This is a genomic window from Streptomyces sp. NPDC004051, assembly GCF_053604275.1.
In genome coordinates this window covers 257,440-274,628 of sequence record NZ_JBSGHG010000004.1, presented here as the reverse complement: position 1 = coordinate 274,628, position 17,189 = coordinate 257,440, and the positions used below count along the sequence as shown (strand labels likewise).

General features: G+C 70.4%; 4 protein-coding genes. 3 read left to right on the top strand and 1 reads right to left on the bottom strand.

Annotated features, from left to right (window positions below; genetic code table 11):
- Positions 1–16: 16 nt before the first annotated feature.
- Positions 17–3,373 carry a sigma-70 family RNA polymerase sigma factor gene (locus ACWEQO_RS08175; protein ID WP_452980230.1) on the bottom strand — a complete coding sequence of 1,119 codons (3,357 nt, stop codon included), beginning with the start codon at positions 3,371–3,373 and terminating at the stop codon, positions 17–19.
- A gap of 544 nt (positions 3,374–3,917) precedes the next feature.
- On the opposite strand from ACWEQO_RS08175, the gene ACWEQO_RS08170 reads away from it, so the two are divergent.
- From ACWEQO_RS08170 to ACWEQO_RS08160, 3 genes are read left to right on the top strand one after another with little or no spacing between them, the layout of a single operon-like run.
- Positions 3,918–10,193: a protein kinase domain-containing protein gene (locus tag ACWEQO_RS08170; RefSeq protein ID WP_452980284.1), complete on the top strand. Its 6,276-nt coding sequence runs from the start codon at positions 3,918–3,920 to the stop codon at positions 10,191–10,193.
- 30 nt (positions 10,194–10,223) lie between these two features.
- Positions 10,224–13,190, top strand: coding sequence for a helicase-related protein (locus ACWEQO_RS08165; protein ID WP_452980227.1), 2,967 nt, complete (start codon positions 10,224–10,226; stop codon positions 13,188–13,190).
- Entirely contained in the window at positions 13,190–17,167 is a 3,978-nt protein-coding gene (locus tag ACWEQO_RS08160; protein WP_452980224.1) for an Eco57I restriction-modification methylase domain-containing protein, read from the top strand. Before ACWEQO_RS08165 ends, ACWEQO_RS08160 begins: the two co-directional genes overlap by 1 nt.
- The last annotated feature ends 22 nt before the right edge of the window (positions 17,168–17,189 follow it).

The window sequence follows — 17,189 nt, the reverse complement described above, 5'->3', positions numbered from 1 at the left end:
TGGGCGACCGGCGGGCTCAGGTCCGGCGCCAGCGGTCCCGGAGGGAGCCGCGGCTCCGTTCCGCTTCCTGGGCCGTGACCAGTTGTGCCTGCGCCTCGCTGAGCTGCGTCTGCAAGTCGGTGATGCGGAGCCAGGAGTTGTGCTCGCTCTGGGCGATGCGTTGTGCCGCCTGCTGCTCGGTCTCCTGGGCGCTCCGGCGTGCCGCTTCGACGAACAGGTCCCGCTGGGCTACAGCCGCCTCGGCCTCCCGCAGGCGTGCCTCCACCTCGGCGATCCGCAGTCGGGCGCCCTGGCGGTACTCCTCCCGCGCCGACGCGACGGCACGCATCCGTTCGTCGACGGTGGCCTCCGCCCGCTGTGCTCGGGCTTCCAGTTCGACGGTGGCCTTCTGAGCTTCGCTCAGGCGCGACTCGAGATCCTTGATGCGTGTCTCGGCATCCTCGCGGTACTGACGCAGACGCAGTTCCAGGATGCGGGTCCGGTCCCGCTTCTCCTGCGCCGATCGGGCGGATTCCTCGGCCTTCTCGGCCCTGCTCAGCGCCGCCCCGTACGCCGCGTGATGCTGCGCTTCCAGCTGTGCGATGCGCTCCTCGGCCTCGGCACGCACGCGCCGCTCGCGTCGGAGCAGGAGAACGTCCATGCGCGCGAGCAGTGTGTCTTCCCATGCATGGAGTTCACGCTCGGCTTCCGCCCGGACGGCCGCGACCCGCTCGTCGGCAGCACTCCGCTCCTGGCCCAGCCTGAGTTCGTGTTCCCTCGTCAGCGAGGCGATCTCCGCCTCGTACCGGGCTCGGGCCTCGGCAAGCAGCCGCTCGGCATCGACCGGTGGTGGTACGACCGGAGCGGCGTCCGCGGGAGACGGTGCAGGGTCCCCGTCCCCTGGACCGGCCGCCGGGTCCTCGGGCGCGCTCATGTCGTCGTCGCCACTGACGGCTGTGGGCTCGGTCCCTTCCGGGGGCGCCGCCCCGAAGCCCTGGAGCGCGTCACGGATGGCGAGGCGCGACTCGGCGTGCACCAGGGGCTTGGCGGTCAGGTACGCGCGGGGCGTCGCCCCGGCCAGCGCCTCGGTCGGCGACTCGAAGAAGTGCTCGGGCCGGAGTCCCAGCCGCTTGACCGCGGCGAGGACACCCTCGAGCACTTCCAGAGTCTGGACGACATGGCGGTCGAGCGTGCCCCGCTGCCGAGCGGCCCGCACCACGGCATCGGCGGCGGCCGGGCCGAGCAGCACGGACAACTGCAGGTGCCCCAGGGCCAGCAGTGCGTACTCCGCGAGCCAGGTCACGTTCCCGCCCAACGGCGGCTCCGTCAGCGCCAGGGCCTTGTCCCAGTCGGCGGTGGCCTGCGGTGGCGCGACGGGGGTGTCGGCCTCGACGAGAGGGACGTCCTCCTCGATCGTCTCTGATTCCGTGTCTGCTTCCGCACCGGGCGGCGGCGTCTCGGGAACTTCTTCCGTCCGCACCTCTTGTGCCTGCTCCGAGTCGGCCGTGTCCTGGTACCCGGTGGGCGCGTCGGCGAGGAATTCCCGCAGGGTGTCCCGTACGGCCAGCCGTGACTCGCGGTTCACCAGGGGCCTGCGCACGAGATAGTCACGGGGCGTTGTCCCGGCGAGTGCTTCGGCGGGACGGTCGAAGAAGTCACCGGGCCGCTGCCCGGCCTCCACCAGAGCGTCGAGAACCCGGCGCAACACTTCCAACGCGGTCAGCACCGGACGTGAAAGGCGCTTGTCCTCACGGGCGTCCCGCACCACCACGTCGGCAGCCGGCTGCCCCAACAGGGCCGCCAGACCGTCCTCCCCCAGCGCCGCCCTCGCGTAGTCGGCGAGCCACCATACCTGGTCGACGGGCGCTGCGGACAGCCGGCGGGCACGCTCCCAGTCAGCGGCGACCACATTAGGCGCCCCGGCGTCGACGGCCTGATCGGCGTCCGTCACCGCGTCGGCGCGGGTGCTTTCCCGCGCGTTCGTCGTCACCGCGGGTTCCGCCTCGGCGATCGGCGTGTCGCCGTCCCCTTCCGGACTCTCCGCCACCGGAGGAGCGACAACCGCCTCGGTTCGCCGTGCGAGGCGCTCCGCCCTGGCCTCGCGGAGGGCGGTCCGGACCGCGTGAGTGGCGCGGGCGAACCGCGCCGCCTCCTTGGCCTCGGCGGCGCGTTCCGCCGCCAGCTCGGCCTTCTCGCACACGGCGTCCAGGCCGACGAGGCCCGCCTCACGCACCCGCTGCCGCAGCACGGGTCGGGCCTTGACCTCGATCTGCCGGATGCGTTCCCGGGTGACGCCGAACTCACGTCCGAGGTCGTCCAGTGTCGAGGGTTCGTCCCCGTCCAGCCCGAGCCGCCGCACGAGGATCCGCGCCTCCCGTTCGGTGAACGTGTCCACCACGGCCAGGACGTCCTCCGCGAACAGGGCTCCCACCACCTGCTGCTCCACCGACGGCAGGACGTGGGTCTCCGCCACGAAGTCCGCCAGGGTCGCGCCGTCGCCGATGACACGGTCCAGGGAATCCGTGCGCCGGGTGAGGCGTCGGATCTCCTGCACCTTCTGCAGGGTCATGTCGCACCGCACCGCGATGTCGGGGTCGCCCGCGCGCCGCCCCTCGGCTGCGAGGGCGCGTTCGGCCCTGGCCACCTTCCGCATCTGTTCGTGCATGTGCACGGGGACGCGGATCAGCGCGCCCTCGTCCGCGATGGCCCGGGTGAGGGACTGCCGGATCCACCAAGTCGCGTACGTGGAGAACTTGTTGCCCATCATCGGGTCGAACTTCCGCGTCGCCCGCATCAGCCCGAGCGCGCCGTGCTGGAACAGATCCTCGTATTCCAGGCCCTGTTCCAGCACGGTCCGGACGAGGGAGTGCACCAGTCCCTGGTTGTGGACGATCAGGCAGTCGCGGGCGCGGATCCGGAGGTCGTCCCTCGGCAGCGCCTTCAGTTCCTCCTCGTCGGGTTCCCGGGTGACCCGGTCGGCTCCGCCCCGGACCAGAACGGTCAGTCCCACCTCGGCCTGGGCGGTCAGCAGCCTTTTGCCCGGCCGTCGCTCGAACCGGTCCGCCTCCAGTACGGCCAACGCGGCGGCCACGGCGTCGGAGAGGTCGCCGCCCGTCGCGGCCGTGACCTCGTCCGCCGGGGCAGGACCGTCCACCGCAGCCGCGGCGGACGCATCCTCCGGAGACTTCCCGGACGTTCCGGAGGGCCCGGAGTCTTCCTTTGCCACACTGCCCGCGTCCGGCCGGACACCTGTTCCCGCCAGCAGCTCGGCCGCCTCCCTGGCGTCCAGTCCCGACAGCCGTACGACACCCTCCACGACTCGGGACGTCACACAGCCCTCGGTGTCCGCGTATCTCGCCAGCAGCCCTCGCGCCAGCACGACACGCGGATTCACGCTTTTTTCACTTCCTCCTACAACCTTTTCACCGAAGTGTGAGTCAATGTCGGCGTGTACGTGCAAGTCCCCCACACGCAGACCCAGCCGGGCCAGTTCGTCGCGCAACCGGTCCCGCGCGGCGTCGTCCACGGCGAGCGCGCGCACGCCCTGAACGAACTCACGCTCCGGCACCACTCCGTCGACCGCAGCGCGACGCAGTCGCTTCAGCAGCTCCCCCAGCGCGGCCGTCGACACGGACGCACCAGATTCCCCGAACGCTCGACGCTCCACGGCCTTCACTCCCAACCCGGCGACACATGGAAAGCTACCGCCAGCACGTTAGCGTCGTCAACGGAGCTAGGGCCTAGTTAAAACGACCGCTCTCGTGTACGTTACTGGAGACCGTGCGCCTGAAACGGTGTCAATAAGCGCGAGTACCCGTCGAAGGTCGCGGACGAGTCCTCGCACAGGGTGACGAAGTAGTGAGGGAAAAGGGGCGGTTGTGGGGCAGGGGCTGATCGACGACAGGTTCCGCGTCGGACAGGTCATCGGCAAGGGCAACATGGGGGAAGTCCACCGGGCCGAGGACCTCCGGGCCCCGGAGGGCAGCGCCGAACGCCCGGTCGCCGTGAAGACGATCCTGCGCCGCCGCTCGGGCGCGCTGATCGACACCGGCGCGGACACCAAGGCGGTGGAGCGCTTCGCCCGCGAGGTCCGCATCATGCGCCGCCTCGAACACCCCAACCTGACCCGGCTCATCGCCGGCGGGGTCAGCGAGGACGGCGGACTGCCGTACCTGGCGATGGAGTTCCTGGACGGCGAGACGCTGCGCGACCTCATCGAGGAGGAACACCAGCTTCCCGTCTCCTGGGTGGCCGCGATCGGCGCCCAGATCGCCGACGGCCTCTCCGCCGCCCACGCGGCCGACGTGGTGCACCGCGACCTGAAGCCCGCGAACGTCATGCTGACCCGCGGCGGCACGGTCAAGGTCCTCGACTTCGGCATGGGCCGCATCGTCGACGATCCGGACGAGGCCCGGTTGACCAGCACCGGCGTCAGCGTCGGCACCGCCCGCTACATGGCGCCCGAGCAGTTCGAGGCCCGTCAGGTCACCCAGGCCGCCGACCTGTACGCGCTCGGCTGCGTGCTGTACGAAATGCTCGTCGCCGTACCCCCGTTCACCAGCGAGTCGCCCTTCGAACTCGCCCGCAAGCACCTGGAGGCGGAGCCGACGCCCCTCGGCGTCATCCGCAGCGAGATCCCCGCCGAGCTGATCCGCCTCGTCGGCCGACTGCTCGAGAAGGACCCGGCCGACCGTCCGGCGAGCGCGGCCGAGGTCCGCGACGCCCTGCACCCGCTGGCCGTGCGGGACGGCGACACCTCCCGGCTCCCCCACTGGAGCGCCCTCGACCCGACGCGGCCCCTGGTCGCCGCAGGCGCCCGCACCGTCACCTCCCCCTCCGAGCCCGCCGCCCCGCGACCGGCGCCGGTCACCGCCTCCGGCACGGCGATGGACGTCTTCGGTGTGCACCGCGCGCTCATCAAGGACTACCGCGACTTCACCGAGGGCGGCACCGTCATCCGCGACGACCGTGTCGCCGCGTTCGTGGAGAAGGACCTCGACGACAAGGCGCAGTGGCCTGACCCGTGGCTGTCCCTCAATCCGTTCTTCCAGAGCGGCGGCACGGTCGCCGAACTGGTCGGGGAGAAGGTGCTGCACCCGGAGTGCGCCCGCATCTTCCAGGCCGGGAAGACGGAGGGCGGCACGGTCCCGGACGGCCGGCCGCTCACCCTCCACCGCCACCAGCGCGAGGCCATCGACGCCGCCGCGCGCGGCGCCTCGTACGTGCTGACGACGGGCACCGGTTCCGGCAAGTCGCTCTCCTACATCGTCCCGATCGTCAACCGCGTCCTGCACGAGCGGGACGCCGAGGGCCCCAAGGCCAAGAAGCGGGTGCGCGCCGTCATCGTGTACCCGATGAACGCGCTGGCCAACAGCCAGCTCAAGGAGCTGGAGAAGTACCTCCGTGACGGCTACGGCGAGGGCCGTGAGCCGGTCACCTTCGCCCGCTACACGGGTCAGGAGGACGACCAGCGGCGCAAGGAGATCCGCGACAACCCGCCGGACATCCTGCTCACCAACTACGTGATGCTGGAGCTGATGCTGACCCGGCCCGCCGACCGGGCCAGCCTCATCGAGATGGCCAAGGACCTGGAGTTCCTGGTCTTCGACGAGCTGCACACCTACCGCGGCCGGCAGGGTGCCGACGTGGCCCTGCTGATCCGCCGGGTCCGGGAGGCCTGCCAGGCGCCCGACGTGCAGTGCATCGGCACCTCGGCGACCATGTCGACCGAGGGCACCGTCGAGGACCAGAAGAAGGTCGTCGCCGGCGTCGCGAGCGCGCTGTTCGGTACGCCGGTCAGCCCCGAACACGTCATCGGCGAGACGCTGGTGCGCGCCACCGACGAGGCGCCCGGCGCCGTCCCCGCCGAGCGGCTGACCTCGCCGGCCGCGCCGCGCGCGTACGCCGATCTGGTGCGCGACCCGCTGGCCCGCTGGATCGAGACGCGCTTCGGCCTGGCCACGGACGGGGCGACGGGTCGCCTGGTGCGCCGGCGGCCGACGACGATCGACGCGGCAGCGCGCGAACTGGCGGGACGGTCGGGGGTCGCCAAGGAGGACTGCGTCAGGGCCATCGAGGCGACCCTGGAGGCCGGCTCGCAGGCCCGGCACCCGGTCACCGACCGCCCGCTGTTCGCGTTCCGGCTGCACCAGTTCCTCTCCAAGGGCGACACCGTGTACGTCACCCTGGAGGACAAGCTCTCCCGCCACCTGACCCGCTCCTACCAGCTGGAGCAGCCGGGCAGCGGCGGCAAGCTGCTGATGCCGCTGGCGTTCTGCCGCGAGTGCGGCCAGGAGTACCTGACCGTCTGGCGCACCGAGAAGGACGGCGAGGTCCGCTACGAGGCCCGCCGGGACACCTCCGCCACGGGCGGACGCCAGGGCGACGGTTACCTCTTCGTCGACCACGAGCGGCCCTGGCCGTCGAGCACCCAGTACGCCGTCGACGACCGCAGGCTGCCGGAGTCCTGGCTGGAGTTGGACGACCGGGGCCAGGAGGTCGTCAGGAAGACGTTCCGCGACCGGGTGCCGCGCGCCGTCACGGTGGACCCGCTCGGTCACGAGGGCCGGGGCGAGCTGCAGGCCGCGTTCGTCCCGTCGCCGTTCCTGTTCTGCCTGCACTGCGGTGTGGCCTACGAGCAGACGCGCGGCCGGGACTTCGCGAAGCTGGCGACGCTGGACCAGGAGGGCCGGTCGTCGGCGACCTCGCTCATCTCCGCTTCCGTGGTGCGGTCATTGAAGTCCGTGCCGGAGGAGGCCCTGGACGCGGAGGCACGCAAGCTCCTGACGTTCGTCGACAACCGTCAGGACGCCTCCCTCCAGGCCGGTCACTTCAACGACTTCGTGCAGATCACGCAGTTGCGCGGGGCCCTGTACCGGGCCGCCCTGGACGCGGGCGCGGACGGCCTCACCCACGAGGAGTTGGCCTCCGCGGTGACGAACGCGCTCGCGTTCGACCCCGTCGACTACACGGGTGAGCGCGATCAGCCCCCGACGCTCGCCAAGGCCGCGGCCAAGACGCTGCGCGACGTGGTCGCCTTCCGGCTCTACCTGGACCTGGAGCGCGGCTGGCGCATCACCATGCCGAACCTGGAGCAGACGGGCCTGCTGGAGATCGACTACGCGGACCTGCAGTGGGTCGCCGACAAGCAGGACCGCTGGGCTGATACCCACGCGGCGCTGCGGGACGCCGACCCCGCCCTGCGCGCCGAGATCATGAAGGCGCTGCTCAACGAGATGCGCCGGTCGCTCGCCATCGACGTGTCGTACTTCCGCGACGACTTCGACGCGTTGCAGCGGGCGAGCGAGGAGCGGCTGGTGGACCCGTGGGTGCTGTCGGCCTCCGACCGGCCGAACATCGGCACCGCCTACCCGCACCCGTCGTCGGGCCGGGGCCTGGACCGCTCCGGGCTCTTCCTGTCGGCGCGCGGCAAGTTCGGCAAGTACCTCAAGCGCGCCGCCCCCTCCTTCAAGGAGCTGCCTCCCGACGACCTCCAGCTGATCATCGCGGAGCTGCTGAAGGTCCTGGCCGCCAACGGCCTGGTGAAGGAGGTCTCCGAGGCCCCGCAGCGCACGGGCCGCTACCGCAGGACGAGCACCCCGGCCGCGACCGGCTACCGGGTGGCCGCCCAGTCGCTCGTCTGGCGCGCGGGCAAGGGCGACACGGGGACGCACGACCCGTTGACGCGTACCTACCCGAGCGGCGACGGCCCGCGGGTGAACACGTTCTTCCGGGACCTGTACAAGGAGGCGGCCAGTGCGCTGTCCGGGCTGTTCGCCCGCGAGCACACCGCCCAGGTCGCCCCGGAGGAGCGGGAGAAGCGCGAGGAGGCGTTCCGCAAGGCGGAGCTGAAGCTGCTGTACTGCTCCCCCACGATGGAGCTGGGCGTCGACATCTCCTCCCTCAACGCGGTGATGATGCGCAACGTGCCGCCCACCCCCGCCAACTACGCCCAGCGTTCCGGCCGCGCGGGCCGCAGCGGGCAGCCCGCGCTGGTGACGACGTACTGCGCGACGGGCAACAGCCACGACCAGTACTACTTCCGCCGCTCGGAGCGGATGGTGGCGGGCGCGGTGGCCCCGCCGCGCCTGGATCTCGCCAACGAGGACCTGGTCCTCTCGCACCTCCAGGGCATCTGGATAGCCGAGGCCGGCCTGAAGCTGGGCCGCGCGATACCCGAGGTCCTGGACGTGTCGTACCCGGACACCGGCGACCGCCCGAACCCCGCCCTGGAGCTGCTGCCCGACATCCTCGACGCCTCCCTGGACGAGGGCGCGCGGCACCGCACGGTGGACGCGGCGCTGCGGGTGCTGGGCCCACTGCTGCCGGACTTCGCCGACACGACGTGGTGGCACGACGACTGGATCCAGGACCGCGTGCGCACGGTGCCGGAGCGGTTCGACCGGGCCTTCGACCGGTGGCGGCAGCTGTTCCGCGCCGCGCTCGACGACCAGTACATCCAGAACAAACGGCGCCTGGACTACAGCCTCACCGAGACCGACCGCAACCGCGCCAACGCCCGCCGCCGCGAGGCGGAGACACAGCTAAACCTGCTGATGAACGAGAGCGTCGACAGCAAGTCGGTCCTCTCCGACTTCAACCCCTACCGCTACCTCGCCTCCGAGGGCTTCCTGCCCGGCTACAGCTTCCCGCGCCTGCCGCTGGCCGCGTACATCCCGACGGTCGGCCGCCGCCGCGGCGAGGGCGACTACCTCCAGCGGCCCCGCTTCCTCGCCATCCGGGAGTTCGGGCCAGGCGCGCTCATCTACCACGAGGGCGCCCGCTACCAGGTGACCCGCATCCAGTTGCCGCCGGACTCCTCCGGAGACCTGGCGACCAGCCGGGCGTCCCGCTGCGCCCGGTGCGGCTACCACCACGACCCGGAGGAACGCCAGGACCGCTGCCAGATGTGCGACGAGCCGCTGGGCGCGGCGACCCACGGCCTGCTCCAGCTCCACACCGTGTACACCACGCGCAGGGAGCGGATCTCCTCCGACGAGGAGGAGCGGCGCCGGGCCGGCTACCGCCTGGAGACGTCGTACCGCTTCCAGGACCACGGCGCCCGCAAGGGCCGCCTGAACGCGTCCGTCGCGGACACGGCGGGCGCGCCGCTGGCCGAGCTGGCGTACGGCGACTCGGCGACCGTCCGCATCACCAACCTCGGCCGGGTCCGGGCCAAGAAGGACGAACCGGCGGGCTACTGGCTCGACCTCGCCGACGGCCGCTGGATGAACGACAAGGACGCCGCCGAGGCGTCCGGCGACTCCAGCGAGCTGCCGGTGGTCGACGAGGACGGCAAGGAGCGCCGCCGCAAGGCGCGGGTCATCCCCTACGTGGAGGACCGGCGCAACATCCTCGTCGTCACCCTCGACGAGGCCCTGCCCGAGCCGGAGGCGCTGTCCCTGATGTACGCGCTGGAGCGGGGCATCGAGGCCGCGTTCGAGCTGGAGGACGCCGAGCTGTCCAGCGAACTGCTGCCGCCGGACGGCGGCCCCCGCGACCGGCTGCTGTTCACGGAGGCGGCCGAGGGCGGGGCCGGCGTGCTGCGCCGCCTCCAGGCGGAGGAGGACGCGCTGGCGAAGGCCGCCCGGTACGCCCTGGCGATCTGCCACTTCGAGGAGGACGGCACCGACCTGGGCGGCCCGCACCCCGACCGGCCCTGCGCGCTGGGCTGCTACGAGTGCCTGCTGACCTACGGCAACCAGCTCGACCACGCGCTGATCAACCGCCATGCGGCGCGGCACCTGCTGGTGCGGTTCGCCTCGGCGACGGCACGGCGCGAGGGGCGCGGCGAGTCGCGGTCGGAGCAGTACCGGCGGCTGCTCGACCGGGCTCCGTCGGCACCGACCGAGACCGAGACACCGACCGCAGCCGAGACGCCGACCGCGGTCGAGGCGGCGACCGCCGCCGAACTGGCCGCGCGAGGCGACTTCCTGGGCTGGGCGAAGGCCCGGGGCCTCAACCTGCCGGACGAGGCCGGCCCGTTCCTCACCGAGGCGAACGCGATGCCTGACTTCGTGTACCGGTTGCCGGGCGCGAAGGTGGCCGTGTTCGTGGACACGCCCGACAAGGAGCAGGACACCTTCCGGGACGAGGACGCCGAGGACCGCCTCTTCGGCGCGAGCTGGGACGTCGTCCGCTTCCCGCAGGGCGAGGACTGGGACGCCATCGCCGCCGCCAACCCCCGCTACTTCGGCTCCTCCGCCGCCAACTGACCACTCGTTCCTGAGGACTGGACGACACACATGGCACTGACGTACTCCGCCGGCTCCCTGGTGAAGGCCCGCAGTCGTGAATGGGTGGTGCTCCCCGAGAGCAAGCCCGACCTGCTCGTCCTGCGGCCGCTCGGCGGCTCGGACGACGACATCGCCGCCGTCTTCCCGGCGTTCGAGACGGTCGAGGAGGCCCGGTTCGCCGCGCCGGAGCCGAGCGACCTGGGCGACCAGCGCGCGGCCGGCCTGCTGCGCACGGCCCTGCGGATCGGCTTCCGCTCGGGCGCGGGCCCCTTCCGCTCGCTCGCCGGCATCGCGGTGGAGCCGCGCGCCTACCAGCTCGTCCCCCTGCTGATGGCGCTGCGTCAGAAGACGGTCCGCATGCTGATCTCCGACGACGTCGGCATCGGCAAGACCGTCGAGTCCGGTCTGATCGCCAGCGAACTGCTCGCGCAGGGCGAGGCGTCGGGCCTGGCGGTGCTGTGCTCCCCCGCGCTGGCGGAGCAGTGGCAGCAGGAGCTGCGCAGCAAGTTCGGCATCGACGCGGAGCTGGTGCTGTCCTCGACGGTCACCCGTCTGGAGCGCGGACTGGACCTGGGCCAGTCCCTCTTCGACCGCCACCCGCACGTCATCGTCTCCACGGACTTCATCAAGTCCCCGCGCCACCGCGACGACTTCGTGCGCCACTGCCCCGACCTGGTGATCGTCGACGAGGCGCACACCTGCGTGGCCGCCGACGACACGACGACCGGCTCGCAGAACCAGCTCCGCTACGAGCTGCTGCGCCGCGTCGCCGAGGACGCCGACCGGCATTTGCTGCTGGTGACGGCGACCCCGCACAGCGGCAAGGAGTCCGCGTTCCGCAACCTGCTGGGCCTGGTCAAGCCCGAACTGGCCCACGTGGACCTGGAGTCGGAGTCGGGCAGGAAGCTGCTGGCCCGGCACTTCGTGGCCCGCAAGCGCGCGGACGTGCGCCAGTACCTCACCAAGGAGGACGGCCTGGCCGACGACTCCCTCGCCGAGCGCACCGCGTTCCCCTCGGACCGCTACTTCAAGGACGAGACGTACAAGCTGTCCCCGGAGTACCGGGCGCTGCTGGACGACGCGATCGCGTACGCGAGCGAGCGCGTCGAGGAGGCGGACAGCCGGGGCCGGCGCGAGGCCCGAATAGCCTGGTGGTCGGCGATCGCGCTGCTGCGCTCGCTGGTGTCCTCCCCCCGGGCGGCGGCGCAGACCCTGCGGACGCGGTCGGCCGCGGCGGTCGCGTCGTCGGCGGAGGAGGCTGACAAGCTGGGCGCCCCGCTGAACAGCGACGCGGCCGACAGCGACTCGATGGAGGGCATGGACGTCGCGCCGGGCGCGGAGATCGCGGAGGACGACCCGCGCTCGCGGCTGGCCGAACTCGCCGACCGGGCCCAGGAGCTGGAGGGCCCGGCGCAGGACCTCAAGCTGAAGTCCCTGATCAAGCACCTCAAGGCGCTGCTCGCCGACGGCTACCACCCGATCGTCTTCTGCCGCTACATCCCCACCGCCAAGTACCTGGCCGAGCAGCTGGCGAACGACCCCGAGACGAAGAAGCGCGGCCCGCTGGGCGCGAAGACGGTCGTCAAGGCGGTCACCGGCGAACTCTCGCCGCAGCAGCGCATCGACAACATCGAGGCGCTGGCCACCGAGGCCGGCGAGGACGCCGCCGCGCGCCGCGTGCTGATCGCCACCGACTGCCTGTCGGAGGGCGTGAACCTCCAGCACCACTTCGACGCCGTGGTCCACTACGACCTGGCGTGGAACCCCACCCGCCACGACCAGCGCGAGGGCCGCGTCGACCGCTACGGCCAGAAGCGGGACGAGGTCCGCGTCATCACCCTGTACGGCGACGACAACGGCATCGACGGCAAGGTCCTCGAGGTCCTCATCAAGAAGCACCGCCAGATCAAGAAGGACCTCGGCATCTCGGTGTCCGTCCCGGACGAGCTGTCGACGGGCGTGACGGACGCGATCGTCGAGTGGCTGCTGATGCGCGGTCGGGAGGACGACGGCGCCCTGTTCAGCGCGGACGCGTTCAAGGTGAGCACGGCCAAGCTGGACAGTGACTGGAACTCGGCGGCCGAGCGCGAGAAGCGGTCCCAATCCCGGTTCGCGCAGCGTGCGATCCACCCGGAGGAGGTGGCCCGCGAGGTCGCCGCGGTCCGGGAGGCGCTGGGCGGCACGGGCGAGGTGACGTCGTTCGTGCGGGAGTCCCTGGGCGCGCTGGGCGCGGTGCTGCGCGGCACGGACGAGGCGGAGGACTTCACCGCCCAGGTCGGCGGCACGCCCGCGGGCCTGCGGGACGCCCTCGCCACGGTCGTGGGCGCGGAGGCGATCGAGCGGGACCGCCCGATCCCGTTCCGGAACGACCCGGCGGTGGCGCGCGGCGAGGCAGCGCTGGTCCGCACGGACCCGGTGGTCGGCGCGCTGGCATCGCACGTGCTGGACGCCGCCCTGGACACGCAGGCGGCCGGCGCCCGCCCGGCACGCCGCTGCGGGGTGATCACGACGGACGCGGTGACGACGGGCACGACGCTGCTCCTGGTCCGCTACCGGTTCCACCTGACCCTGCCGTCGCGGAGCGGCGAGAAGCAGCTGGTCGCGGAGGACGCGCGGCTGCTTGCCTTCGAGGGCTCCCCGAAGAACGCGGTGTGGCTGCCGCCGGAGCGCGCGGCGGCGCTGCTGGAGGCGACGGCGTCCCAGAACACCGACCCGCACTTCGGCGAGCGCATGATCAAGCGCATCCTCGGCCAACTCCCCGAGACCAACGCCCACCTGGAGTCGTACGGCGACGACCTGGCCGCCGAGCTGGACGCCTCGCACCGCAGGGTGCGTCAGGCCTCCGGCGAGATCGTCCGCGGCCTGTCGGTGACGGCCCAGAAGCCGGCCGACGTCCTCGGCGCGTACCTCTACCTGCCCGCCGACCCCGCTGCTTCCTCCCCTGCCCCTGCTGCTGTCTCTGGAGCGTCCGCCTGATGTCCGCCACGACCCGCCACCAGGTGTTCACCGCCGTCCACACCGTCGGGGGCCTGCTGCCGGCCGACATGCTGCTGCGCATCTCCGAGGGCAAGGACGTCCCCGGCTCGAAGCCCGCCGACTACGGCCTGCCCTCGTCCCGCTCGGTCCGCGACGAGGCGGAGCGCAGCTGGGAGTACCTGAAGCCGCTCTGGCGCGAGCTGCGCAAGCACCTCCCCGAGGACCGGGAGACGGGCCTGCCCGCCACGGACCCCACGGGCCGCGCCGGTGCCGACTGGCTGGCGCCGCTCTGGCGTGAGCTGGGCTTCGGCCGCCTGACCCCGATCGGCACGGAGGGCGTCCGGGCCGACTCGGACACGGAGAAGCGGTTCGAGGTCTCGCACCGCTGGCAGCACGCACTCATCCACCAGACGCCGTGGAACGCCAACCTGGACAAGCGTCCGGGCGGCGCGGGCACGGTGCCGCCGCAGTCGATGCTCCAGGAGTGCCTGAACCGGACCGAGGCCCATCTGTGGGGCGTCCTCACCAACGGCCGCCAGATACGCCTGCTGCGCGACTCCAGCGCGCTGGCCACGGCCTCGTACGTCGAGTTCGACCTCGAGGCCATCTTCGACGGCGAGCTGTTCAGCGAGTTCGTGCTGCTGTACCGGCTGCTGCACGTGTCCCGCTTCGAGGTCGCGGAGGACGCGGCACCGTCGACGTGCTGGCTGGAGAAGTGGCGCACGGAGGCGATCGCGCAGGGCACGCGCGCCCTGGACCAGCTCCGCAAGGGTGTCCAGCGGGCGATCACGACCCTGGGCACGGGCTTCCTGAAGCACCCGGACAACCGGGAGCTGCGCGAGAGCCTGGAGGTCAAGACCTTCCACTACGCGCTCCTGCGCCTGGTCTACCGCCTGCTGTTCCTCTTCGTCGCCGAGGACCGGGAGGTGCTGCTGTCCCCGTCGGCGGACGAGACCGCGAAGGAGCGGTACGCCACGTACTTCTCCTCGGCCCGTCTGCGTCGGCACGCCCAGCGGCGTCGCGGTACGGCCCACGGTGACCTGTACCAGGCCCTGCGCTTCGTGCTGTCGGGCCTGGGCAACGACGACGGTCTCCCGGAGCTGGGCCTGCCCGGCCTGGGCGGCATCTTCGACGACACGGAGGCGGACAAGCTCCTGCACGCCCTGTCTCTGTCGAACGAGCCCCTGCTGGAGGCGGTGCGCGCGCTGTCGATCGTCCGGGACCCTAGCAGCAAGCGGAACCGGGTGGTGGACTACCGGCACCTGGACGCGGAGGAGCTGGGCTCCATCTACGAGTCCCTGCTGGAGCTGGTCCCGAAGCACGACGCGACCGAGCGCACCTTCGAGCTCGTCGAGCTGGCGGGCAACGCGAGGAAGACGACGGGCTCGTACTACACCCCGTCCTCGCTGATCGAGTGCCTGCTGGACTCGGCGCTGGACCCGGTGATCGACGACGCGGTGAAGCGCGGCGAGATCCGCGCGACGCGCTCGGGCCAGCCGGACCCGGGCCCGGCCATCGTCGAGGAACTGTTGAACCTGACGGTCTGTGACCCGGCGTGCGGCTCCGGCCACTTCCTGGTCGCTGCGTCACGGCGCATCGCGAAGCGCGTGGCAGCGGTGCGCGAGCAGAACCCCGAACCGACGATCGACGCGGTGCGGCACGCGCTGCACGAGGTGGTCGCGCGGTGCATCTACGGCGTGGACCTCAACCCGATGGCGGTCGAGCTGGCCAAGGTGTCCCTGTGGCTGGAGGCCCTGGAGCCGGGCAAGCCCTTGGGCTTCCTGGACGCCCACATCAAGCACGGCAACGCGCTGATCGGGGCGACGCCGGCGCTGCTGGCCAAGGGCATCCCGGACGACGCCTTCAAGCCGATCGAGGGCGACGACAAGAAGGTCGCGACGGCCATCAGGAAGCGGAACGCGGCCGAGCGCGGCGGCCAATTGAGCTTCCACACCGAGGAACGCATCTGGGTGTCCAACGCGGCCTTCGCGGCCAGCCTGCGCAACATCACCGCCGTCTCGGCCGACACCTTGCGCGACGTCCGGCTCCAGTCCAGCCGCTTCCGTGACCTGGAACAGTCGGCGGACTACCTCCAGGCCCTGCACATCAGCGACGCCTGGTGCGCCGCCTTCGTCTGGCCCAAGGTCCAAGGCGCACCGACCCCTATCACCGAGGGCGTCTTCCGGGACCTCCAGAGCGCGGGTGCGGGCATCCCGGTGAGCACGAACGAGGAGATCATCCGCCTCGCCCAGCAGTACAGGTTCTTCCACTGGCATTTGGAGTTTCCGGAGGTCTTCTCGGTAACTGACTCTGGAATTAAAGCAGGCGGAACGACGGGCTGGGATGGCGGCTTCGACTGTGTGGTTGGGAATCCACCGTGGGAACGAATCCGGGTCAAGGAGCAGGAGTTTTTCGCTCAGCGCGACATCGCCATAGCCACAGCAAAGAGCGCCGCCGCACGCAAGAGGTTGATCGCCGCTCTCAGAGACTCGGACGAGGGAGCAGAACTGTACAATGAGTTCGAGGCAGAAAAGCGTAAGGCCGAGTGCCAGAGCCAATTCCTCCGCTCCGCCGGCCGCTTCCCGCTAACGGGTCGAGGCGACATCAACACGTATGCCGTCTTCGCCGAAACTGACCGTATGCTGACAGGTCCGAGCGGCCGCATGGGCGTCATTGTGCCGACAGGCATCGCGACAGACGCAACGACGCAGTTCTTCTTCAAGGACCTGGTGCAGAACGGATCGATTGCAGCGCTGTACGACTTTGAGAACTCAACACCGCTCTTTCCAGGCGTTCATCGTTCATTCAAGTTCAGCATCCTATCCCTCACCGGCCACGCCATGCGCGAATCAGCTGCACGGTTCGCCTTCTTCCTTCACGACCCTTCAGAATTGGACGACGCAGAGAAGACCTTCACGCTCGCTCCGGAGGAGATCACTCTCCTCAACCCCAACACCGGAACTTGTCCAATCTTCCGGTCGCGCCGTGACGCCGAATTGACCCTTTCGATCTACCGCCGCCTTCCTGTCCTATGGAACAAGGCGGTAGCTGGCGGAAATTTGTGGTCGCTGGACCACATGCAGATGTTCGACATAACCCACGACTCCGCCAAATTCATGCCATTCGATTCCGACCTTGAAGTGGACACCGCCCCTCTCTATCTCGGCAAAATGGTGCACCTCTATGATCACCGCTGGTGTGGGTACACAGGAAACTCTTGGGCAGACTTGACGAATGAAGAGAAAGAAGTCGCCACACCGGTTTACAGTGATTCGGTAGTCAAATCCCAAGATGTCTCCGAGCGACTCAAGGGCCGATGGCAGCGTAAATGGCTGTTCGGTTGGCGCTCCATCACTAACGCAACCAACGAACGCACTCTCATCCCGGCAATCACGCCAATTGCCGCAGTAGGAAACACTCTCCCTCTGGCCCTACCTAATACCCACTGCACCTCTTCCGCTGCCCTACTTGCAAACCTGTCATCATTCGCGGCCGATTATGTCGCTCGACAGAGCGTTTCGGGTACACACGTGAACACTTTCATCCTCCATCAACTTCCGGTAGTTACCCCAATTCAGGCACAGCACCATACTTCGTTTATCGTTCCCCGTGTAGCGGAACTTACATACACCGCTTACGACATGGCGGGCTTCGCCTCCGATCTTGGTGTCACCGGCGCGCCCTTCCGATGGAACGAAACTCGCCGTCAAGTAATCCGGGCCGAACTCGACGCCCTCTTCTTCCATCTCTACGGCATCTCCCACGACGACGTGGACTACATCCTCGACACCTTCTCCATCGTCCGCCGTAAGGACGAGGCCAAGTACGGCACTTACCACACCAAGGACCTGATCCTCGCCGAGTACGACCGCATGGCCGCAGCCGGCGTCAGTCTGGAGAACCCGTTGGTGGACGGCGAGAACTACACCTCCGCCCTTACCCCGCCCCCGGGCCACGGCCCCCGGCACCCCGCCTGACCGCCCGACGGTCGCCGCGCGC